We start from the raw sequence: 22,286 nt of genomic DNA on the forward strand, positions 1-22,286 counted from the left end.
AGGCTTAATGTTCTGCTGGCCCGCCATGGTGAACCTTTGCCGCTGATTGTACCATAGCGCCGCCTGGTGCTAATGGCTAATTGTGTTTATAACGGCGACAAAGAGATGAACAACGCATGACAAAGGCATTCGGCTTGTAGTATCAGTAATTCGCTTTGCCGTAACCCTATAGCCCTGGCGCTGATACCCCAACTAAAGTGCTTAAAAAAATAATAACAGCAGGCTAGTTGTACCTGCAGAAAACTAAGTACACCCCGGGGAGGATAAGACATGTTAAAGCTTAATACGATAACGATGGCCATTGTAATGGCTTTTGCACTGCCGCTTGGCGCACAGGAAACTGAGCAGACAGTGGATGATGCGCCAACACCGGCATCAGCAAAAAATGACACAGCCATTGAAGTGATTTCCGTAACGGCTACCAAGCGTAAAACCAGGTTAATGGAAACGCCGGTGGCCATTTCGGCACTAAGTGAAGCCCAGCTTAGGCAAAGCGGCGTTAATAACGTGAAAGACATTGCTGATTTAGTGCCGGGGTTGGATATTTCAACCGCTACCGATCAGGCGGCACCGGTGATTTCAATGCGTGGGGTACGTTCGACCAATCTTACAGAGCTTGGCGATCCGGCCGTAGGTGTGCATTTAGACGGTATTTATTCGCCGCGCATGCAGGGGGCGCTGGCGCTGATGTATGACGTAGAGCGGGTAGAGGCACTGCGCGGGCCCCAGGGTACCTTATTTGGCCGTAACTCAACGGTGGGCAGTATTAACGTGCTATCGGCCAAGCCTGATTTCAGCGGTTTTGCCGGTACTATCAATGCGGAAGCCGGCCGCTTTAACAGTAAGAACCTCGGTGGTTTTATTAACATTCCGCTAAATGATGAATTTGCTGTTCGTATTGCTGCCAAAGGCTTAAAGCGTGATTCTTACCTTGAAGGCTACTGGGACCCTAACCAGTATGACACCCGCCATCTGAGCGACGAGGTGCTCAATGCTCCTGTTATTTCGGAAGATTCTTATCAGGGCATCGGCGCTACCGTAACACAGCGGGAAAACTGGTGGATAGATGGCGCCGGTACCAACCCTGAAGCGCAGCGCGTGCGGGCGCTGACGCCGGCTGATAAAAGCGATTTTTATAACAATGCAAACGAGCACTCGTTTCGTATCAGTACCTTATGGCAGCCGGCGCACGGCCAGTTCAGTAACCACACGGTTTTTCAGCAATATGTCAATAACAGCGCCGGTACGCTGGATTTAGTCAATTGTGATCAGCTGCGTGGCCGGCCGACAGAATACGGCGGCGATTGCTCATCGTTTTTACCCAGCGACAATACCTATCAGGCAGTCGTTAACTTACCGGGTGAGCTTAATCTGGACATAACGTACCTGCGCAACACGCTAAACTACACGCTAAGCGATGAACTAAGTCTGGTATGGCTGCTGGGCTATGAGGATATGGACAGATCGTCGGCGCAGGACAGCGAAACCGGCCTTGACCCCTGGGATGGCGCTATTTATTTCCTTAAAGGCACCGGGGCAACATCTTATTCGACAGAGCTGCAGTTGCAATCTGACGAATTTGGCGATCTGGTGTGGATTGCCGGTATTAACTATTTTCACGAAAAGACCACAACAGTAGGCTACTACGATAACCCGATGGATGACAAAGCGTTCTGGGATCAACCGGATCGCTCAACCGAAGCCTATGCGTTGTTTGGCCAGGCGACCTACAACATCAGTGACGATTTGCACGCTACCTTGGGTTACCGCTTCAGCCACGAAACCAAACAGGATAAAGGCGGCCGCACCTATCGCTGCTCGAACGCCGATGGCTGTGCACCAGGCTGGTTAAACCGCACCGTCCTTAGCGAGTTACCGGTGGACTATTTTAATGATCCGTCTATCTATGCCTCGTACTTTGAAAACGATAATAAAGGCCAGTGGCGTAACCACGATTTTAGAGTCGGCCTGGATTACAATCTGAGCGCAGATACCATGCTGTACAGTTATCTGGCCTCAGGTTTTAAAGCCGGTGGTATCGGTGATGTGTTTGAAGTGGTCAACGACCGAACCGGTGAGGTCAGCCGTTTTGAAACCCAGTTTGAGCCGGAAAAAGTGCTAACGTTAGAACTGGGCGCAAAATCAAGCTTTCTGAATAACTCGCTAAACCTGCAGGCGGCGTTTTTCTATACCGATTACACCGATATGCAGTACGCGTCTGTTGGCTCTATCGGCAATGTCGAGCGTTTATCACCGGTTGAAGATGAAAACGGCGCGCCCATTCTGGATGAAAACGGCATGCCGGTGCTGGATTATCAGAACCAGCCGGTAATTGCTTACTACACGCAAAACGTACCGGGTGCCACTATTAAAGGCATCGAGTTTGAGTTTGACTGGAAGCCGTATCAAAATGGCCGTATCACCGGTTACGCCACCTGGACTCACGCCCGTGTTACCGAGGATTGGATCACCAAGTGGGATTACGATCCGGAATACCTGTTCGGCTTGTCGTATGAAGACTCGATAGACCCTGAAAACACGCTGCTGACCACCAATCTGAAAGGCAATGATCTGGCGATGACGCCGCGTTTTACTGCCAATGTCAGCTATACCCACAGTTTTGACTTAGGCCGCTTTGGCTATGTACATGGCTGGTTTAACCTGAGCTGGAAGGATAAATCCTACACCACCATCTGGAATCTGGATAAACATCTGGACGATATGGACTTTACCGTCAGCGATGAAGCCGCGCTGTACATTACCGATAAACGTGATGCCTACACCATGCTAAATGCGTCATTAAAATATGAACCACAAAGCCAGGCCTGGTACGCCGAAGTGTTTATCAATAATGCCACCGACGAAGTGGTGCAGTACTGGAATAACACCGGCAAAGGCATCAATAAAGGCAGTTTTGGTATGCCGCGTTATTACGGCATTCGCGCCGGCTTTAATTTCTAACGCCGTTCTTGTGTAAATGCAGCGCCCGCAGCCGCAGGTTTTCGCTTCGGGCGCTTTATACCGTAACAGGCAGAACAGTTTAATGAACATCTCATCTGCTTTGCCATTGCGGCATAGTTGTACTGCAGACGTATAGGATTTCACTATGTCTTTTGTTTCACATACCATGCTTGTTAAAACCTTGTGTGTTTGCTCAGCACTGCTTGTTTGCAGTATTAACACTGCCGCCGAAAACGTCAGCTGGCCTAAAGTGAACACTGCGCTAAAGCCCGATCCGGCGATAGAGCAACAGCTGGATGTGTTGCTGGCCAGCATGAGCATTGAGCAGAAAGTGGCGCAAATTATCCAGCCTGAGATTGGCTATTTAAGCGTGGCGCAAATGCGCAAATATGGTTTTGGCTCTTACCTTAATGGCGGCAACACCGCGCCTTATGGCCAAAAGCAGGCTGATGCCAAAACCTGGCTGCAATATGCTGATGAAATGTATGCCGCATCCGTCGATAGCAGCGAGGATGGCAGCAGTATTCCCACCATCTGGGGTACTGATGCGATGCACGGTCACAGCAATGTGTATGGCGCGACCTTGTTCCCGCATAATATTGGCCTTGGCGCGGCGCGCGATGCGGATTTAATTCATAAAATAGGCCAGGCGACAGCGAAAGAAGTGGCGGCAACCGGTATCGAGTGGATGTTTGCGCCGACAGTAGCGGTGGTGCGGGACGATCGCTGGGGCCGCACTTATGAGAGCTTTGCTGAAGATCCGGACATTGTTGCCACATACGCCGGCCCTTTGGTAACCGGTGTACAGGGCGAAATTAGTGAGGCCTTTTTAACTGATTACCGGCGTATTGCTACAGCGAAACACTTTATTGGCGATGGCGGCACCGAAAACGGCATCGACCGTGGTGATACTGTAACGAGCGAACGGGCGCTGCGTGATATTCATGCCGCAGGCTATTACACTGCTATAGCGGCCGGTGTGCAGTCGGTGATGGCGTCCTTTAACAGCTGGAACGGTAAACGGGTGCACGGCGATCACTATCTGCTGACCGAAGTGTTGAAACAACAAATGGGCTTTGATGGCTTTGTCATCAGTGACTGGAATGCACATAAGTTTGTTGATGGTTGTGATTTAGAGCAATGCGCCGCCGCCTTTAATGCCGGTGTTGATGTGATGATGGTGCCGGAGCACTTTGAAGCCTTTTACCACAATACCCTGCAGCAGGTAAAACACGGTGTTATCCCGATGGCACGGCTGGATGATGCGGTGCGGCGCTTTCTACGTGCCAAACTACGCTGGGGCGTGTTTACGCGTGGTAAACCCTCAACCCGGCCGGAATCTTTAAAGCCAGAGTGGTTTAATGCGCCTGAACACCGTGACTTGGCCAGAGAAGCGGTGCGAAAATCGCTGGTACTGCTAAAAAACAATAATAATATTCTGCCGCTGTCGCCAAAAAGCAAAGTGCTTATCGCCGGTGATGGCGCAGATAACATTGCCAAGCAGGCCGGTGGCTGGAGCGTATCCTGGCAGGGGACTGATAATACCAATGCTGATTTTCCCAATGCGACATCGATTTATACCGGTTTACGTCAGCAAATTGCAGCGGCCGGCGGTACGGTAGAACTTAGTATCGATGGACAATACCGCAGTAAACCCGATGTCGCTATCGTAGTGATTGGTGAAGAACCTTATGCCGAATGGTTTGGTGATATTCAGCAACTGGAATACCAGCACGGAAACAAGCGCGATTTAGCGCTGCTTAAACGCTTAAAACAGCAGAATATTCCTGTGGTGACGGTTTTTCTAAGTGGCCGGCCGCTGTGGGTTAATAAAGAGCTGAATGCATCTGATGCCTTCGTTGCGGCCTGGTTACCCGGCTCAGAAGGGCAGGGCATCGCCGATGTGCTGCTGACCGACAGCGCGGGCAACATCCAGTATGATTTTCATGGCAAACTGAGCTTTTCCTGGCCAAAGTACGATGATCAGTACCGGTTAAATGTCGGTCAGGCACAGTACGAGCCGTTGTTTGCTTATGGCTATGGCCTGACGTATGCTGACGAGGTTCTGCTGGCGCCTTTATCTGAAGCTACAAGAGCGCAGAAAGTAGAACATGCTGCAGAGCAAACACCGCTGTTTGTCAGAAACTTAGCCGATGGCATGTTGTGGGCACTATCAGATAGCAGCGCCCCGTTACAGCGGTTTAATACGCCGTCAGCGGTTAGTGCCGATGGTAACAGTATCACTATGCAGTCGGTTAATTTGGCCTATCAGGAAGATGGCAGAAAATTTGTCTGGCAAAACGCTGACAACAGGGCCGCGGCCAGTTTAGTCTACGCCGAGACGCAGCTATTAACGCAAGCGGTGCGCAGCAAATTTTTACAGTTGAGTATCCGGCTTGACCAGACTGCTATCAATGATATGACCATGGCCGCTATGTGCCATCAACAAAGCTGTCTGCGCACCGTATCGTTGCAACCGCTGCTACAACACTTGCCTGCAGGCAAATGGCATAGCCTGGCCTTGCCACTGCATTGCGACGCGGCAGACACTATGCCGTCAGTAGAAGAGGCTGTACGCTTTACGGCCAAACAGCCATCCAGCCTGGCGGTAGCTGATATCGCCCTGGTTAACAACGTGGCGTCATCCACGCTGGTGTTGGGGTGTGGCTCCTAGCTGTGCAGTGAGCCCGGCAAGCAAATCCGCTGGGCCGCTATTGAAGCTAAAGGTTATTGATTGATAAAGCTCGAATCGAAAAGGCAGTTGTTTTGGTTGTGCCAGTACTGTGGCTGGCTGGCATACGCCTTACTGACCGAACTGATGATTAAAATGCCGGGGCAGGAGCCCTGGCTTATTCATCTGCCCCATCTGGTACTCGACACCTGTTGCGGCTTTTTTATTACGCTGTGGCTGAGAAAGCTCTATGCGGGGTTCCGGCAGCGGCAGATTGTGGTCAGCGCTGCTTTGCATATCGTCTGTCTGCTGGCAGCGTCACTGCTATGGACACAGTTTAAATGGTACAGCTTGCAGTGGTTTTATGGCAGCTGGTGGCAGCCAATGACCTGGTTCGATTTTGGTACCTGGACCTCGGCGTCGTTAACCATGCTGGCTACCTGGACTGCCGGTTACTATGGTATAAAAATCTATCTGGATAACGCCGAGCAGCGCCATCAGGCGGCAGAGGCATTGCACCTGGCAAAAGAGTCGCAGCTGAAGATGCTGCGCTATCAGTTAAACCCGCATTTTATGTTTAACAGCATCAATGCCATTTGCACACTTATTCTGAAGCAGCACAACGCCAATGCGGTAGCGATGCTGGAAAAGCTGTGTGATTTTTTGCGCTACAGTTTATATACCGATCCGCTGGCAAAAATCACCGTGCAGGATGAAATTGCCATACTGCAAACCTATGTTGATATAGAGCAGTGCCGCTTTCAGAGTGGGCTGAAAGTAGTCATCACGGCTGAGCCGTGCTGCCAGGCGGCGCTGATGCCATCGCTGTTATTACAACCGCTGGTGGAGAATGCGTTAAAACATGGCATGGATCAGAACAGCAGTATCATTATTACCGTCAGCTTCACGCAAGCCGCCGGTAAGCTGTATATCAGTGTCAGCGATAGTGGTACCGGCTTTAGCCCGGCCGCACCGGCAGCTTTGGGCATCGGCATTAAAAATTGTCAGGAGCGGCTGCAGCTGATTTATCCCGGCGCCAGCCAGTTAACCCTGGGCAATGCTGAACATGGCGGCGCCAGAGTGAATATTGCTATCCCGCTGGAACTGGCCGGGAGCAGGCAATGAACAAGCTAAAAACGCTGCTGGTAGATGATGAATACAGTGCTATTGAAGGGCTGGCGATTAGGCTTGAAGCTTTCCCGCAGATTAAGGTGGTAGGCTATGCCCGCAATGTGGCCGATGCGCTGGCGCTGATCAGTAAAACCGAGCCAGATCTCATTTTTCTTGATATCGAGATGCCGGGCCAATCCGGCTTTGAATTAATCAAGCAATTGCAGCCGGAAAACTGTCCGGCCATCATCTTTGTTACCGCCTTTCATCAATATGCGGTTAAAGCCTTTGAAGTCAGGGCGCTGGATTATTTACTGAAACCAGTAAAGAAAGAGCGGCTGGCCGAGGCGATAGCCAGAGTCGTGGCCAGGGCTGAGCCGCAGCCCAACAAGCAGCAACTGCTGGAAGTGGCCGATATAGTGCAAAACGCTGCAGCCACGTCGCCAACTGACACCGCCACATACCGTATTGAACAGGAAAAACTGTTGATCCAGGACGGGCACCATCCGGCGCAATTGATCCCGTACCGCGACATTTTATGGATAGACGCCGCCGGTGACTATATGTGTGTGCACACCAGCAACGAAACCTTTGTTATGCGCGCCAGAATGAAAAGCCTGATCAGCGAAGTACTACCCGACGGCTTTGTCCGCATTCATAAGTCAACCATTGTTAACCTGCAGCATGTTGCCAAGCTCGAACCCTTGATTAACTCAGAGTACAAGCTGACCTTAGTTAATAATAAAGCGCTAAAAGTCAGCCGGACTTACAGCAAACAGCTAAAAGAGAGTTTGTCCGCCTGACAACATTAAAACGTCCGGGGTTTAATGTTCAGTTTTATCTCTAAACTCACACAAATCTTCAATAATACAGCTGCCACAGCGCGGCTTACGGGCCATACAAGTATAACGGCCGTGCAGGATAAGCCAGTGGTGTACGTCGAGTTTAAACTCGGCGGGTACTACTTTTAGTAGTTTTTGCTCGACTTCATCGACGTTTTTACCCGGCGCCAGCTTGGTGCGGTTAGATACGCGGAAAATATGGGTGTCTACCGCTATGGTAGGCCAGCGAAAGGCGGTGTTGAGTACCACATTCGCGGTTTTACGGCCCACGCCGGGCAGGGCTTCTAAGGCTTCGCGATTTTCTGGCACTTCTCCGCCGTGCTGCTCGACTAAAATGCGGCAGGTTTTAATCACGTTTTCGGCTTTGGTGTTAAACAGGCCGATGGTTTTAATGTAGTGCTTCACGCCATCAACGCCTAAGTCCAGCATCGCCTGTGGTGTGCGCGCTACCGGGAACAAATGTTTGGTTGCCTTATTCACGCCGACATCGGTGGCCTGGGCCGATAATAGCACGGCGATTAACAGCTCGAACGGTGAGCTGTACTCCAACTCGGTAGTAGGCTCTGGGTTAGCCGCGCGCAGCCGGCTTAGCATTTCAATACGTTTTTGTTTATTCATACTCTTTACTGCGCCGCGCCGGTAACGCGGGCGCGGGCGATGCTGCCTTTTTCAACAGCTTTTTTTTGCTTAAGTTTGTTATCTATGCTGTTTTTCAGCGCGATTAACAGCCCCATACCCAAAAAAGCGCCTGGTGGCAGTAACGCCAGTAAAAACTGGCTGTCTAGCTGAAACAGTTCAATACGTAGTACCTTAGCCCAGTCGCCCAGTAGTAAATCGGCACCGTCAAATAAGGTACCCTGGCCGAGTATTTCACGCATGGCGCCCAGTACCAGCAACACCAGCATAAAGCCCAGGCCCATCATAATGGCATCAATGGCAGAAGGCAGCACAGCGTTTTTCGAGGCAAAGGCTTCGGCACGGCCAATAATGGCGCAGTTGGTGACGATAAGCGGAATAAAGATGCCCAGAGACAAATACAAGTCATAGGTGTAAGCGTTCATTAACAGCTGCACTACGGTGACCAGGCTGGCAATAATCAGCACAAATACCGGGATACGAATTTCATTGGCAACATGGTTACGCACCAGGGATACCGCCACATTGGAGCCTAATAGCACCAGCAAGGTTGCCAAACCCAGCCCCAGCGCATTGGTGACGGTGGCGGTTACCGCCAGCAGCGGGCATAACCCCAGCAGCTGCACCAAACCTGGGTTGTTTTTCCATAACCCCTGCAGGGTTAACTCTTTAAACTGGCTCATAGGATTACCTTATTGTGCCGGGCAGTTCGCACTTAATGCCGCAAGTTCAGGATGCTGCTGAATATAGAGTGCGGCCTTACGCACAGCAGTTACCACGGCCCGGGGCGTAATGGTGGCGCCGGTAAACTGGTCAAACTGGCCGCCGTCTTTGCGCACCGCCCACTTGGCGCTGTTCTCTTCTGTAACCTGCTGCTGCGCAAAACTTAATATCCACTCAGAGCGGCGCAGCTCAATTTTATCACCAAGGCCAGGGGTTTCTTTGTGCTCCAGCACCCGGCTACCTAACACAGTGCCATCGGGCGTTACTGCAACTAACAAATCGATATTGCCACTGTAGCCATCGGGCGCGGTGGTTTCAATAATATAGGCGCTCAGCGTATCTTGTGGCCGCCAGCGGTATATCGCCTGTGCGCTGTCGCGCCCCAAAAGCTCAGCGTCTCGCACCAGCACGCAGTCGGCCAGCAGGGTAGCGCTGGCGTCACTACCGGGTAATACCTCAGATAAGATGGCCAGCTTGCTGCTCAGACGCTGCTGCGCGATGCGCTCGTGGGTAAGCTGGTTTACTAACCCCAGCACCGCTACACAAAGCGCTGCTGCTGCGCCAAGCGCCAGGGCATTTTTACTGATAGCGCGGATCATTAACGTTCACTCCGGGTGCGATGGCCATAAGTGCGCGGCCGGGTGTAATAATCAATCAGCGGCACCGCCATATTGGCCAGTAACACGGCAAAGGCGTAGGCGTCCGGGTAGCCGCCAAAATTACGGATTAAAAACACCAGCACACCGATTAAAGCACCGTAAATTAACCGGCCGCGGTTAGTGGTCGAGGCCGACACCGGATCGGTGGCGATAAAAAAAGCTGCCAGCATAGTGCCGCCGCTGAACAGATGAAACAGCGGACCGGCCATAGTGTCGGGTGCCGCTAAACTGGCGATGCTGGATAGCACAAACAGGCTGGCCAGCACCGCCACCGGGATACGCCAGCTGATAATTTTTTGCTGGATAAGTAATAAGCCCCCCAGCAGATAAGCCAGATTAACCCAGAGCCAGCCTGCGCCGGCAAAGGCAAAAAACACCGGCTTGGTCAGGCTTTCATCCAGCGTGAGGCCACGGCTTAAATCAGTACGCAGCGTATCCAGCGGCGTGGCCATCGTGATGCCATCAATACTGCTTTGCAATTGCGTCAGGCTAAAGCCGCTGCAGCTATATTGGCTGAACACCGCACACACGGCATCTGCCGGCGTTAAACTGACACTTTGCAGTGACAAGGGCGGCAGCCACTGCGTCATCTGTAGCGGAAAAGAGATAAGTAGCAGCACATAAGCGGCCATGGCCGGATTAAACAGGTTGTTGCCCAGGCCGCCGTATAACTGCTTCACCATAATAATGGCAAAGGCGGTACCGATCACAATGATCCACCAGGGCGCATAGGGCGGTATGGCAATGGCCAGCAGCACGGCAGTGAGCAGGGCACTGTTGTCTTTAAGCCGCGGTAATATGGGTTTGTTACGCAGTTTAAGCACCAGGGCTTCACTGCACCAGGCCGTCACAATGGCCAGTAGCAACTGAATAATTACGCCATAACCAAACAGCACCGCTTGCACGGCAATACCCGGCAAACAGGCAAAGGCAACCAGGCGCATGATCTGCGCTGTGCTAAGCTGGTTGTGCTGGTGTGGTGAGCTGGCGATTTTAAAACTCATGAGTTCTCACTATCGGCTTGTTTTTTTGCTTTTGCACGTGCTATGGCAGCGGCAATGGCGGCTTTGCGTGGATCGACGCCGTTACCGGCCTCGCTATCGGCCGCAGTTAAGGCTGCAGCCGCTGTTTCTGCCGGTGCTGTACTTTGCATTGTCTCGGCAGCCTTTTTCGCTTTAGCGCGGGCCAGTGCGGCCGCTACCGCAGCTTTACGCGGATCAGCGTCGTTGTCGGTTTCAGTTTTGGCTTCGGTGCTGGCTTCGGCATCGGTTTGCACTGGCGCTGCGGTATTCGGTGCCGTCTCTGCGGCTTTTTTCGCTCTGGCCCGGGCAATGGCGGCAGCAACAGCTGCTGCCTTGTTATCGGCTGTGCTATTGCTGTTATCTGCAGCGGCGCTATCACTTGGCGTTGCTATTTGGTCTGTACTGGCGTCAGTCGCTGCGTTTTCGTCGGCCTTCATTTCCGCAGCTATAGCAGCGGCTTTTTGCTGCTGATATTCACGTGCCTGCTGCTTTTTGCGCTCGCGCTCGGCCAGGATGGCCGTTTTATCAGCGCTGCTTTGTGTCGCTGCGCTGGCCGTTTCAGTCGCTGTATTGGCCGTGTCAGCACTGGCTTGCGCCTGTTTGGCTTTAATGCGCGCTAAGGCATCGGCCACTGCATTATTGGCACCACTGGCCAATTGCTGTTGTTGCCGCGCGGCGGCCAGTTGTTGGTTGCGTTCGGCGCGCTCTTGTTTTTCCCGCTCCAGCCTGGCGTTTCGCGCTTCAAAGCGGGCTTTGGCCTGTTCAGCCTTAAGTGCTTCACGCTGCTGTTCGCGTAGCTCTGCTTTGGCTACCCGGTAGTATTGCACCAGGGGGATTTCGCTCGGGCAAACATAAGCACAGGCGCCACATTCAATGCAGTCGGCCAGGTTATACTCGGCCAGTTTTTCGCTGTCTTTGGCTTTGCTGTACCACAATAGCTGCTGTGGCAATAAACTGGCCGGGCAGGCATCCGCGCAGCTGCTGCAGCGGATACAGTCCATTTCGTTGCTGGCGGCCGGCAGCTCCTCTGCGGTGGGCGCTAAAATACAGTTAGTGGTTTTTACCACCGGCACGCTTAGGTCCGCCAGGGTAAAGCCCATCATCGGGCCGCCCATAATCACCCTTTGTTTCGGCTCGCTTTGAAAGCCGCAAAAATTCAGCAGGCTGGACACCGGCGTGCCGATAAGCGTGAGCACATTCTGCGGCTGGCTTAAGGTGTCACCGGCCACGGTGACAATGCGCGACAGCAGCGGATGATCGTCCAGCACCGCCTGGGCGATAGCAAAGGCGGTCCCGACATTTTGCATCACGATGCCAATATCAACCGGACGGCGGCCATTGGGCACTTCTTTATTGGTCAAAAGCTGAATAAGCTGTTTTTCACCACCCGACGGGTACTTGGTAGGCACGGTACGCACATAATAGTGTTCACGTTGGCTGCAGGCAGCCATCATAGCCGCGGCGGCAATAGGCTTGTCATCTTCTATGCCAATCAGCACCGCTTTGGGGTTTAACAGCTGGCAGAGAATATCAATGCCTTTGACAATAGTGGTAGCCGCCTCCTGCATCAGCAGATCGTCAGCGGTAATGTACGGCTCGCACTCAACCGCATTGATAATTAAGTAATCGACTGGCTGATTAACACCGGTTTTTAAATGGGTTGGAAAGCCTGCGCCCCCCATGCCGGCTATGCCACTTTCCTGAATACGGTTTAGCAGTGTCATATTATCGCAACTGGCCAGGGTAAGGGGCTCGCGCTCACGCCATTGCTCTTTGCCATCAGGCGCCAGTACCAGCGTAAGCTCAGGTAAAGCAGAAGGGTGAGCACCGGTATGCGGCGTAATCGCCAGCACCGTGCCTGAGGTGGGCGCATGTACCGGTACTGCCATAGAGTTATCGGCCAGCGTCAGTGGCTGGCCTTTTAGTACCGTCTCGCCTGCTTTAACCAGCAGTTGGCCGGCCACACCTATGTGTTGGCGCAGCGGGATATAAAGCCGGTCAGGCAGGGGCATCACCGCGACCGGTTTTTGGCTGGTTTGCTGTTTGCGTGTTGGCGGATGAATACCACCATGGAAGTCCCACACTTTACCGGCTTGAATTTGCTGAAATAAACTTGGCATGCTTAATCTACCATCTTTACCGGTATGCTGGCTAAATCCCACTTCCAGCGCTCGGGCGTTACTGTCAGCGGGACCATATCAATACAATCTACCGGGCAGGGCTCGACACAGAGATCGCAGCCGGTACATTCATCTACCAGCACGGTATGCATTAATTTAGAGGCGCCGACGATGGCATCGACCGGGCAGGCCTGAATACATTTGGTACAGCCAATACACTCATCTTCACGAATGTAGGCAACCCGTTTTACGCTCTCCGTTTGCGCTTCGTTCAGTGGCTTGGCTTCAACCCCCATTAAATCAGCCAGTTTGCGGATCGTCGCTTCACCGCCGGGTGGGCACTTATTGATGTCATCACCGTTGGCAATAGCCTCGGCGTAAGGACGACACCCCGGATAGCCGCACTGGCCGCATTGGGTTTGCGGCAAAATATCATCGATTTGCTCAACCAGCGGGTCGGCTTCCACTTTAAACCGGATAGCGGCATAGCCCAATACCGCCCCAAATACCAGGGCCAGGGTGCCAACCGCAATTAAGGCAGTAACGAGGGTCATCCGATTTTTACCAAACCTGTAAAGCCCATAAAGGCCAGCGACATTAAGCCGGCTGTAATCATACCAATGGCCGCGCCTTTAAACGGCACCGGCACATCAGCTGCCGCCAAACGCTCACGCATGGCAGCAAACAAAATAAGCACTAACGAGAAACCCACCGCAGCACCGAAGCCATACACTACCGAGTTGATAAAGTTGTGGCGCGCATTCACATTAAGCAGCGCCACACCTAACACGGCGCAGTTGGTGGTAATCAGTGGTAAAAAAATGCCCAGCAAGCGATACAGTGTAGGGCTGGTTTTATGCACGACCATTTCGGTAAATTGCACTACCACTGCAATCACCAGAATAAAGGCCAGTGTTTGCAGGTACAACAGGTCAAGCGGGGCCAGTAAATAGTGATTCACCAGATAACTGCACAGCGATGCCAGTGTCAGCACAAAGGTGGTGGCCAGTGACATGCCAATTGCTGTTTCCAGCTTGCCTGACACGCCCATAAAGGGGCATAACCCGAGAAACTTTACCAGTACAAAGTTATTTACCAGCACAGTACTGATTAACAACAGGAGAAATTCAGTCATCATTACGCCCGGGAAAAATGAGGGCCATATTATGCAATTAAGCTGCTGTAGACACAACCGGATAAAGCTTAGGGGTATTAAGGCAGGGCGCTTGATAGCGCCCCTGTTGCCTGTTCAGATGTTAGCTTGGCTATACCCTTTACAGTGGCGCCGGTTTGCCAACGTAATAGCCCTGGTTGCCGTCGATAAACAGTGACTCCAGCATATGCTTCTCTTCCTGCGTTTCCACGCTTTCGGCGAACACGCCCACACCGATGCGGTGCGCCAGGTCAATCATTAAGCGCATAAAGTACTGATTATTTTTATCTTCGTTAATATGGCGGGTGTAGCTGCCGTCCATCTTGACGTAGTCGGGCTTTAAATCACGGAAAAACTTAAATGAGGTAATACCGACACCGAATTTTTCCACTGTCACCCGGGCACCGGCACGGTGTACCATATCAATAAAGCGTTTGCTGGTTTTTAAGTTTTGCTGCAGGCCAAATTCAGTCACTTCAAACACCAGTTTGGCGGCGATGTGCGCATCTTTTAATAAACGCCGCTCCAGCCAGATAATAAACTGATCGTCATGCACGCAACGCGCCGACAGGTTTAAGCCAAAATACTGATCCTGCAGGTTTTTGTTTTTTATCGTTACCAGCGCGGTTTCGATAATTAAACGGTCTACCGCCACTATGCGGTCAAGCTTCTCGGCCATGGCCAAAAACGAGGCGGTGGGCAGAATCTGGCCTTCCTGCGTTTTAAAGCGCACCAGAATTTCGGAATAGGCTTTTGCCGAGCGGTTGGATGGCTGAATAAGCTGTGCCAGTAAACTGATGCGATGATTGGTCAGCACATCGTCAATCACATTGCGCCAGTTTTGGTTGCCATAACCACCGCTGGCCATTTCCAGGCCAGCCGATTCTTTTTGTAAATGCCAGGCATTGGGCTGTTTGGTCTGTGCCAGGCTGATTGAGGTGTCGGCCACTGCCAGCAGCTCACCGAGCGCCTTGCCTGATTCATAGGTCACCAGGCCGGTATAGGCAACAGAGTCTAGCTCGGCCATTTTTTGGTATTCATTGAGCCGGCTTTGCAGTTGCAGCGCGAAGTTTTCCGCCTCTTTCGGCGTTACCCGTGGCAGTAAAATACCAAAATCCGAACTGTTTAAGCGGTATATTTTGTGATCTTTGTAGGTGCCACTGAGTTTTTTAATCAGATCTGCCACTTCGCGTACATAGTTATCGCCTTCCTGATAACCACGGGTTTGGTTCAGGCTTTGCAACTCTGTGCAGCGGGTAATGGCAAATACACCGAACTCGTTGTTGTCATTCTGGCGGATATTTTCTTCATAAAACTGCACAAAGCGATTACGGTTGGGCAGCTGTGTTACCGGATCTTTATACGCCTCTTCGGCTATCTGATGTGCATTGGAGGCCATTTCGTTGTACTGGCTGCGGGTGTAATTGGCCAGTTTTTGTAAGGCTGTATTGATATCAGAAAATTCCGGTGGAATTTTCTGCCAATCGGGTTCGGCTTTTTGCGGATCTTTAATAAAGCGGTCGATTAATTCGTTAACGGCCGCTGTGGTGCGCCGGTAGCTGCGGGTAATGCTGCTTTTGCTTAGCAGCACCGGTAGCCAGCCAATTAAAAAAGGTAACAGGAATAATACCAACACCATCAACTGAAACTGTGCCAGGCGGGCGCTGAAATCGAGCTGATAGCTTACTTGTACATTATGTTGTTCATTGCGTATCGACTGGTTTTTAAACTGTGTGCCAAACAGCTCCAACAGCAAGGTAGCCACCGGCGTTTTATCGCCATTGATGTTTTGCTCATGCAGCATGGTGTTATCCAGCTGGCTTATTCTTAAACTTTTCAGCCGGAAACTGCGGTCCAGCTGTCTGCTCAGCACCTTACCGTCACCGGTAATATGATGCTCGAGGATTTGCTCAATCGCCATCCTGGCTGATTTCTCGTCGGCCTCAAGTTGTTGCTGAGTGTAAATAACCAATACCGCCAGTGCTGCCAGTGACAGTATGACTGCAGATAATAATTGGCTGATAAGCAGAGTACGTAATATTCTCATAAGCTTTGACCACCAGACATAACCAGTTTCCTTGTCTTAACGCTTAATATAGTTTAGCTATACGCAATAGAAAGCTAATTAAATCAAAAAAATACTGAGAAATATAGCAATAACGACAGACTGACGGAAAAACGCGGGTGAGTGTGGCTCCCCAGACTGGACTCGAACCAGTGACCTACGGATTAACAGTCCGCCGCTCTAACCAACTGAGCTACTAGGGAATAGTATTCAACGGGGCGCAATACTAATGCCAGCTATACCCACTGTCAACACTTTGGCTGCGGGATTTTTGCTATTGCTGACCACTTGCGTATTGTTTGAGCAAAGCCGTTGTGTCAGGGCCTTGATTCGGCATAAAAACCGCTGTTGCCCGCTTAAAATAGCGCTGCTTGCACCGGCGATAAAATTGCAACAACCCCCTTATCTTGCTGTGGCTATAGCCGGCGCCTGTTGCAGCGACTTACCCACAGAAACTGTGGGTAAGTCTGTGGATGGGCAGGGTGTTACTGCGGCAAAGCAGCATGCGCCTTAGCTTTATCGTAGGTCAAGCAACTTGCGACGAAAATTTAATCTGTTATAAAACAATGCTTTACGCTTTTTGTGCTGGCAGCTTACTTTCGTTACGCGATAAAAAAATTGGCACAGCTTAAGCAAGGCGGAATTGTGAACTGTTTCGCCAGCTAAAGCCGTATCAGGATGCAATACCCGCTATACGCGGCGAAGCGGCTAAATAGGCGTAGTGCCCACGCCGGCTTTTCTTTACAATAGGCCGACACCTCAACCGTGCTGTAGTTATGACCTCTGCCAATTCACTGACGCAAAATCCGATCCAGCCCACGTTAGTGGCGATGACCCTGCCAATGCTGGTCGGTATGATCACGCTGATGAGCTTTAACCTGGTGGATACCTTTTTTATCAGTATGCTGGGCACAGTAGAGCTGGCCGCTATCAGCTTTACCTTTCCGGTGTCGTTTACCCTGATAAGCCTGGCCATTGGCTTAAGTATTGGCACCTCAGCGGTGATTGCTAAGGCGCTCGGGGCCGGGCGCTTAACGGAAGCGCGCACCGATGGCCAGGTAGCACTGTGGCTGGCCGCTGCCATGGTTGCGCTATTGGCCTTAGTTGGTTATGTCTTTACCCAGCCGTTGTTTAGTGCCCTGGGGGCCGGTGACGACGTGTTGGTGTTTATCCGCCAATATATGGATATCTGGTTTGCTGGCGCAGTGCTACTGGTAGTGCCTATGGTGGGCAATGCGGTGCTGCGCGCCGCCGGCGATACCAAAACGCCCAGTCTGATTATGGCCGGCTCCGGCCTGGTGAATGCGGTGCTTGACCCTCTGTTAATTTTCGGCCTGGGCCCGGTGCCCGCACTGGGTATGCAAGGCGCCGCTATTGCCACCGTGCTGTCGTGGGTGTTTGGTTCTGTGATGATTATCGCCCTGCTGCTAAAACGCGATCTTATTGCAACGCATTGGATTATGCCGGTAATGCTTATAGGCATTTGCCGTAAAATCCTGCGCATAGGTTTGCCGGCCGCCGGCGCCAATATGCTCACGCCGCTGGCGATGGCGGTGCTGACAGCCATTATTGCCGGTTATGGCGATGCGGCAGTGGCAGCTTTTGGCGTGGGTATCAGGCTGGAGAGCATGGCGTGTCTGGTGGTGCTGGCGTTATCAATGACGCTGCCACCTTTTGTCAGCCAGAACTTTGGTGCTGGTCTTTTGCACCGGGTGCAACAGGCCTACCGGCTTTGTGGCCGCTTTGTCATGTTATGGCAGTTTGGTATCTATTTGTTGCTGGCATTAGTTGCCATACCGCTGGCGCGTTTATTCAGCGATGAGGCTGAAGTGGTGCGTGTTATCTGTCAATTTTTGTGGATAGTGCCGCTGGCGTATGGCCTGCAGGGCATTATTATTCTCACTAATTCGTCTTTTAATGCGCTGCACCAACCAGGCAGTGCACTGCTGCTTAGCATAGTGCGCTTATTTGTGTTTTACGTGCCACTGGCCTGGCTTGGCGGTAAGCTTTATGGTGTCACCGGGTTGTTTATCGGCTGTGTGATCGCCAATATCTGCACTGCCGCCTTGGCCTGGGGCTGGTTTAACAGGGCCGTGACACGTACCTTACAGGAGAGTAGCCAATGAGCCGCGACTTTGAATTATGCTCCAGTTATCAGCCGGCCGGCGATCAGCCGCAGGCCATTGATAAACTGGTTGACGGGCTTGAAGCCGGACTGGCGCATCAGACCCTGCTGGGCGTTACCGGCTCAGGCAAAACCTTTACCATGGCTAATGTTATTGCCAGGGTGAACCGGCCGACGCTGATTATGGCGCACAATAAAACCCTGGCGGCACAGCTGTATGGCGAAATGAAAGAGTTCTTCCCGCATAACGCGGTGGAATACTTCGTTTCTTATTACGATTACTACCAGCCAGAAGCCTATGTGCCTTCCACTGATACCTTTATTGAGAAAGATGCCTCTATTAATGAGCATATCGAGCAGATGCGTCTGTCGGCCACCAAAGCGCTGATGGAGCGGCGCGATGTGGTGATTATTGCATCGGTATCGGCTATCTACGGTTTGGGCGATCCTGAGTCTTACATGAAAATGCTGCTGCATTTAAAAGTGGGCGATATCGTCGATCAGCGTTTTATTTTGCGCCGGCTGGCCGAGCTGCAATACAGCCGTAACGACATCGACTTTGCCCGTGCCACTTACCGGGTGCGGGGCGATGTGATTGATATTTTCCCGGCCGAGTCGGACGACATTGCCGTGCGCATTGAGCTGTTTGATGAAGAAATTGAGCGGATCAGCTTGTTTGACCCCTTAACCGGTGCGGTCGAAAAGGTGGTAACCCGCTATACGGTCTATCCGAAAACCCACTATGTCACGCCGCGCGAGAAAATTCTGGCGGCGGTTGATGAAATAAAAGTTGAGCTCAAGCAGCGCCGCGACGAGCTTATGGCGCACAACAAACTGGTAGAAGAGCAGCGGCTGAGTCAACGTACCTTGTTTGATATCGAGATGATGATTGAGCTGGGGTACTGCTCAGGTATTGAAAACTACTCGCGCTATCTGTCGGGCCGGGCCAACGGCGAGCCGCCACCGACCTTGCTGGACTATTTCCCGGCGGATGGCCTGATGTTTATTGACGAGTCGCATGTGACCATTTCACAAATCGGCGCCATGTATAAAGGCGACCGCTCGCGGAAAGAAAACCTGGTTAATTATGGTTTTCGTCTGCCCTCGGCGCTGGATAACCGGCCATTAAAGTTTGACGAGTTTGAAGCCATAGCGCCACAGCGCATTTATGTGTCGGCCACGCCAGCCGCCTATGAGCTTGAGCATTCAGCTGGCGAAGTAGTTGAGCAGGTGGTACGGCCCACCGGTTTGGTTGACCCGCAAATTGAGATCCGCCCGGTGGCCACCCAGGTGGATGACTTATTGTCCGAAGCCTTTATCCGGGCAGAGCGCCAGGAGCGGGTGCTGGTGACCACGCTAACCAAGAAGATGGCAGAAGATTTAACCGAATATCTAAACGAGCACGGTGTTAAGGTGCGCTATCTGCACTCAGATATTGATACCGTCGAGCGGATGGAGATTATCCGCGACTTACGCCTGGGCGTATTTGATGTATTGGTAGGCATTAACCTGCTGCGTGAAGGCTTAGATATACCCGAAGTGTCGCTGGTCGCGATTTTAGACGCCGATAAAGAAGGCTTTTTGCGCTCTGAGCGCTCACTTATTCAAACCATAGGCCGGGCGGCGCGTAACTTACAGGGCCGGGCCATTTTATATGCCGATCGTATTACCGGCTCTATGCAGCGTGCAATAGATGAAACCGAGCGCCGCCGCGCCAAACAGCTGCAGTTTAATCAGCTGCATGGCATAGCGCCGCAAGCGATTAAACGCAAAATTGCCGATGTGATGGACTTAGGCCAGGATGCCAAAACAGCGCTGCCGCAGGTGGCCGAAAAAATACGGCTGATAAAGGGTAAAACACCCTATCAGGTTGAGGCTGAAATTAAACAGCTGGAGCAAAAAATGCTGCAGCATGCCCGTGAATTGGAATTTGAACAGGCGGCAAAACTGCGCGATCAGGTGCAGTTATTAAAGCAGGCGCTGTTGGAAATTTAGCCAGGCGCAGGCCGGGGTTATCACAGTATAAAGTGGTTACAAAACAACTGGCTAATAAGGTGCTGGGTTCATTGATTGTTCAGCAATAACTGTTAGTATGCGCGCGGGCTGTGTCAGCCCCAAATGCCCTTGGGTTTTACTTTTTTAAGGACAGTTATGAAAACTACAATGTTAGCGTCTGTTATCGCCGTTTTTTCTGCCTCTGCACTGGCCAATAGTTATCAGCATCAATCAGACGCCAGCTTTGGCTGGGGTGATGTGGCAACCGGTGAGGTACAAAACTGGTCACTGCGTCATCAGTTTTATTTAACGCCAGTGCGCAGCGGCACTGTTCCTTATGCCGAAGCCGCCTTTATCAGCCGTAATGCCAGTGTGTATGCCGGCTATGACTATGCCCAGTTTGACTTGCCAGGTATGGCTGAATTCAGCTTCAGTAACTGGCAACTAGGCGGTGTATATCAGGACAAGGCGCACAATTTTTATGCTGCCGCCGCCCTGACCGAGTTTAACGGCACTGATGATCGGCAACTTGATATCAGCTTAGGTTACTTTGTGGCCAGCGACTGGCTGGTAAAACTGGATGGCCGTCATATTGATGACGAAGGACAGGGCAGTTATACCGAGTACGGTATCAGCACGAAAAAACTGCTGGCGCTGGAAAACGGCAACTTTATCAATATTGAAGCCAGCTTTATGGATCTCAAACAAAACGATAACTCGGAATACAGCGTGGCAGCCGATTATTACTTTGGCCGTAACATCGCTGTAGGTTTAGTGTATGACTGGTTATCGGACGATCTGGTTAACGCTGAAGAAGACAGCTTTACCTTACGTGGCAGCTGGTACCTGCAAGCTAATCTGGCGCTTAACGCAGCCGTCACTTTTGATGATATCTTTACGCAGGACGATCTTTATCAGTTAGGTATCAGCTACCGTTTCTAAGCCGTGATTTATTGGTACCAAAAACCCGCCCATTGTGGCGGGTTTTTTCATCATGGCGAAAAAAACATGCTGTTAAGCAAGGCTTTTTTGCGGTTAAATAAGGCGCGCTGGTCAGACTTGGCTAAGCTTGAACGGCACCTTTATTTTCTTCATGTTTCAGGATGATACTTATGCGTCGACCCTTGCCCGTAATTCTTAGTGTCAGCCTTGCTGCCATAGTGTTAACCAGTTGCTCAAAACCTGCACCAGAGCCGGTGGCTGAGCAGGTGCAGCCGGTAAAACTGCATCAGGTAAGCCGTGAGGCGCAAGGCGCTGTGCGCCAGTTTCCGGCCGTGGTGGCGCCCACTGAGCGTGCCAGCCTGACGTTTCGCGTCAGTGGTAAATTGGTACAGCTGGTAGCCCGGCCCGGCCAAATGGTAGTAAAGGGTGAATTGTTAGCCCGGCTGGATGACACCGATTTTGCCTTAAAGCTTGATCAGGCCAAAGCCCGTTTTGAACTGGCACAAACCCAGTTTACCCGCGCTGAGCAGCTTATTGCGCAAAAGCTGGTATCGCAAGCCGTGTTTGATGAAGCCAAAGCGCAGCTGCAGGTGGCGCAGGCGGATTTATCTACCGCTGAAACGGCACTTAGTTATACCCGGCTGGAAGCACCCTTTGCCGGTAATATTTCCCGTCTGCTGGTCGAAAACCACGAAAACGTCGCTGCCCAGCAGCCGATTATGGAGCTACAGGTGCGCGATCAGGTTGATGTGATCATTCAGGTGCCGGAAGATGTGATCTCCAATGTGCGTAAAGACTTTGATTATCAGCCCGAAGTGGTGTTTGACTCGCACCCGGAGCTGCGTTACCGCGCCCGGATTCGTGAGTGGGATACCCAGGCCGATCCGGCCACTAACAGTTTTAAAGTGGTATTTAGTATGCCAACACCGGCTGAATTTAACGTGTTATCGGGCATGACGGCCAATGTGATTGCCGAGGTCAGTAAAATCAGCGCGGTGTTTACCGATGCACTTTATATTCCGGCCAGCGCCATTTTTATGCCGGCCGATATCGCCCTGGAGCAGCAGCAAAGCTATGTCTGGGTATATCAGCCAGACAGCGGCATGGTGACTAAAAGAGCCATAACAGTAAAAAGCTTAAGCAGTGCCGGCGCGGCTGTGACCGCCGGCTTAACGGAAGGCGAGCAGGTGGTCAGTGCCGGGGTGCAGCATTTAACGGAAGGCCAGCGCGTGCGGCCCTGGGTGCGTGAGCGGGGGCTGTAA

Annotated in this window: 16 protein-coding genes and 1 tRNA gene; 8 read left to right on the forward strand and 9 right to left on the reverse strand. The window is 51.8% G+C overall.

Features of this window, described 5'->3' with window-relative positions; all coding sequences use genetic code 11:
* The first annotated feature begins 270 nt into the window (after positions 1-270).
* The 4 genes from RNAN_RS02510 to RNAN_RS02525 all read left to right on the forward strand — a co-directional run bounded on the left by RNAN_RS02510 (position 271) and on the right by RNAN_RS02525 (position 7,545).
* Complete coding sequence (locus tag RNAN_RS02510; protein ID WP_008218452.1) at positions 271-2,961, forward strand: TonB-dependent receptor; 2,691 nt, start codon at positions 271-273, stop codon at positions 2,959-2,961.
* Positions 2,962-3,106: 145 nt separating this feature from the next.
* Positions 3,107-5,635, forward strand: coding sequence for a glycoside hydrolase family 3 protein (locus RNAN_RS02515; protein WP_008218455.1), 2,529 nt, complete (start codon positions 3,107-3,109; stop codon positions 5,633-5,635).
* 60 nt (positions 5,636-5,695) lie between these two features.
* On the forward strand, positions 5,696-6,757 hold the full coding sequence (locus RNAN_RS02520; protein ID WP_008218458.1) for a sensor histidine kinase: 1,062 nt from the start codon (positions 5,696-5,698) through the stop codon (positions 6,755-6,757).
* On the forward strand, positions 6,754-7,545 hold the full coding sequence (locus RNAN_RS02525) for a LytR/AlgR family response regulator transcription factor (RefSeq protein ID WP_008218459.1): 792 nt from the start codon (positions 6,754-6,756) through the stop codon (positions 7,543-7,545). Before RNAN_RS02520 ends, RNAN_RS02525 begins: the two co-directional genes overlap by 4 nt.
* Before the next feature lie 21 nt (positions 7,546-7,566).
* Here RNAN_RS02525 and nth read toward each other — a convergent pair whose 3' ends face one another.
* From nth to RNAN_RS02570, 9 genes are all read right to left on the reverse strand, one after another.
* Positions 7,567-8,202, reverse strand: a complete 636-nt coding sequence (gene nth / locus RNAN_RS02530; protein ID WP_008218461.1) for an endonuclease III — start codon at positions 8,200-8,202, stop codon at positions 7,567-7,569.
* Between the two features lie 5 nt (positions 8,203-8,207).
* On the reverse strand, positions 8,208-8,903 hold the full coding sequence (locus RNAN_RS02535; RefSeq protein ID WP_008218463.1) for an electron transport complex subunit E: 696 nt from the start codon (positions 8,901-8,903) through the stop codon (positions 8,208-8,210).
* 9 nt (positions 8,904-8,912) lie between these two features.
* Positions 8,913-9,542 (reverse strand): electron transport complex subunit RsxG, encoded by a 630-nt coding sequence (gene rsxG, locus RNAN_RS02540; protein ID WP_008218465.1) that lies wholly within the window; start codon positions 9,540-9,542, stop codon positions 8,913-8,915.
* A complete protein-coding gene (gene rsxD / locus RNAN_RS02545; RefSeq protein WP_008218467.1) occupies positions 9,542-10,606 on the reverse strand; it encodes an electron transport complex subunit RsxD in 1,065 nt (354 codons plus the stop codon). The genes rsxG and rsxD overlap by 1 nt, the downstream gene beginning before the upstream one ends.
* Positions 10,603-12,744 carry an electron transport complex subunit RsxC gene (gene rsxC / locus RNAN_RS02550; protein ID WP_008218469.1) on the reverse strand — a complete coding sequence of 714 codons (2,142 nt, stop codon included), beginning with the start codon at positions 12,742-12,744 and terminating at the stop codon, positions 10,603-10,605. The genes rsxD and rsxC overlap by 4 nt, the downstream gene beginning before the upstream one ends.
* Positions 12,745-12,746: 2 nt before the next feature.
* Entirely contained in the window at positions 12,747-13,298 is a 552-nt protein-coding gene (gene rsxB, locus RNAN_RS02555; RefSeq protein WP_008218472.1) for an electron transport complex subunit RsxB, read from the reverse strand.
* Complete coding sequence (gene rsxA / locus RNAN_RS02560; RefSeq protein ID WP_008218474.1) at positions 13,295-13,879, reverse strand: electron transport complex subunit RsxA; 585 nt, start codon at positions 13,877-13,879, stop codon at positions 13,295-13,297. The genes rsxB and rsxA overlap by 4 nt, the downstream gene beginning before the upstream one ends.
* A gap of 139 nt (positions 13,880-14,018) precedes the next feature.
* Positions 14,019-15,944, reverse strand: a complete 1,926-nt coding sequence (locus RNAN_RS02565) for an EAL domain-containing protein (RefSeq protein WP_008218476.1) — start codon at positions 15,942-15,944, stop codon at positions 14,019-14,021.
* Positions 15,945-16,088: 144 nt separating this feature from the next.
* Positions 16,089-16,165: transfer RNA gene (locus RNAN_RS02570), tRNA-Asn, on the reverse strand.
* Between the two features lie 573 nt (positions 16,166-16,738).
* Here RNAN_RS02570 and RNAN_RS02575 point away from each other — a divergent pair.
* From RNAN_RS02575 to RNAN_RS02590, 4 genes are all read left to right on the forward strand, one after another.
* The gene (locus tag RNAN_RS02575; RefSeq protein ID WP_008218480.1) at positions 16,739-18,088 is read left to right on the forward strand and encodes an MATE family efflux transporter; all 1,350 of its coding nucleotides are present in this window, start codon (positions 16,739-16,741) and stop codon (positions 18,086-18,088) included.
* Entirely contained in the window at positions 18,085-20,082 is a 1,998-nt protein-coding gene (gene uvrB / locus RNAN_RS02580) for an excinuclease ABC subunit UvrB (RefSeq protein ID WP_008218482.1), read from the forward strand. The genes RNAN_RS02575 and uvrB overlap by 4 nt, the downstream gene beginning before the upstream one ends.
* A 156-nt stretch (positions 20,083-20,238) precedes the next feature.
* Positions 20,239-21,024, forward strand: a complete 786-nt coding sequence (locus RNAN_RS02585) for a putative porin (RefSeq protein ID WP_008218485.1) — start codon at positions 20,239-20,241, stop codon at positions 21,022-21,024.
* A gap of 170 nt (positions 21,025-21,194) precedes the next feature.
* Positions 21,195-22,286 carry an efflux RND transporter periplasmic adaptor subunit gene (locus RNAN_RS02590; RefSeq protein WP_008218489.1) on the forward strand — a complete coding sequence of 364 codons (1,092 nt, stop codon included), beginning with the start codon at positions 21,195-21,197 and terminating at the stop codon, positions 22,284-22,286.

Source organism: Rheinheimera nanhaiensis E407-8 (assembly GCF_000296695.1).
Lineage (GTDB): Bacteria > Pseudomonadota > Gammaproteobacteria > Enterobacterales > Alteromonadaceae > Alishewanella > Alishewanella nanhaiensis.

Excerpts from the sequence above, each read along its gene's own strand:
- nth (WP_008218461.1), bottom strand. The coding sequence starts at position 8,202 with ATGAATAAACAAAAACGTATTGAAATGCTAAGCCGGCTGCGCGCGGCT.
- RNAN_RS02565 (WP_008218476.1), bottom strand. The coding sequence starts at position 15,944 with ATGAGAATATTACGTACTCTGCTTATCAGCCAATTATTATCTGCAGTC.
- RNAN_RS02535 (WP_008218463.1), bottom strand. The coding sequence starts at position 8,903 with ATGAGCCAGTTTAAAGAGTTAACCCTGCAGGGGTTATGGAAAAACAAC.
- RNAN_RS02575 (WP_008218480.1), top strand. The coding sequence starts at position 16,739 with ATGACCTCTGCCAATTCACTGACGCAAAATCCGATCCAGCCCACGTTA.
- rsxD (WP_008218467.1), bottom strand. The coding sequence starts at position 10,606 with ATGAGTTTTAAAATCGCCAGCTCACCACACCAGCACAACCAGCTTAGC.
- RNAN_RS02515 (WP_008218455.1), top strand. The coding sequence starts at position 3,107 with ATGTCTTTTGTTTCACATACCATGCTTGTTAAAACCTTGTGTGTTTGC.
- rsxB (WP_008218472.1), bottom strand. The coding sequence starts at position 13,298 with ATGACCCTCGTTACTGCCTTAATTGCGGTTGGCACCCTGGCCCTGGTA.
- RNAN_RS02525 (WP_008218459.1), top strand. The coding sequence starts at position 6,754 with ATGAACAAGCTAAAAACGCTGCTGGTAGATGATGAATACAGTGCTATT.
- rsxA (WP_008218474.1), bottom strand. The coding sequence starts at position 13,879 with ATGACTGAATTTCTCCTGTTGTTAATCAGTACTGTGCTGGTAAATAAC.
- RNAN_RS02590 (WP_008218489.1), top strand. The coding sequence starts at position 21,195 with ATGCGTCGACCCTTGCCCGTAATTCTTAGTGTCAGCCTTGCTGCCATA.
- rsxC (WP_008218469.1), bottom strand. The coding sequence starts at position 12,744 with ATGCCAAGTTTATTTCAGCAAATTCAAGCCGGTAAAGTGTGGGACTTC.
- rsxG (WP_008218465.1), bottom strand. The coding sequence starts at position 9,542 with ATGATCCGCGCTATCAGTAAAAATGCCCTGGCGCTTGGCGCAGCAGCA.
- RNAN_RS02585 (WP_008218485.1), top strand. The coding sequence starts at position 20,239 with ATGAAAACTACAATGTTAGCGTCTGTTATCGCCGTTTTTTCTGCCTCT.
- uvrB (WP_008218482.1), top strand. The coding sequence starts at position 18,085 with ATGAGCCGCGACTTTGAATTATGCTCCAGTTATCAGCCGGCCGGCGAT.
- RNAN_RS02510 (WP_008218452.1), top strand. The coding sequence starts at position 271 with ATGTTAAAGCTTAATACGATAACGATGGCCATTGTAATGGCTTTTGCA.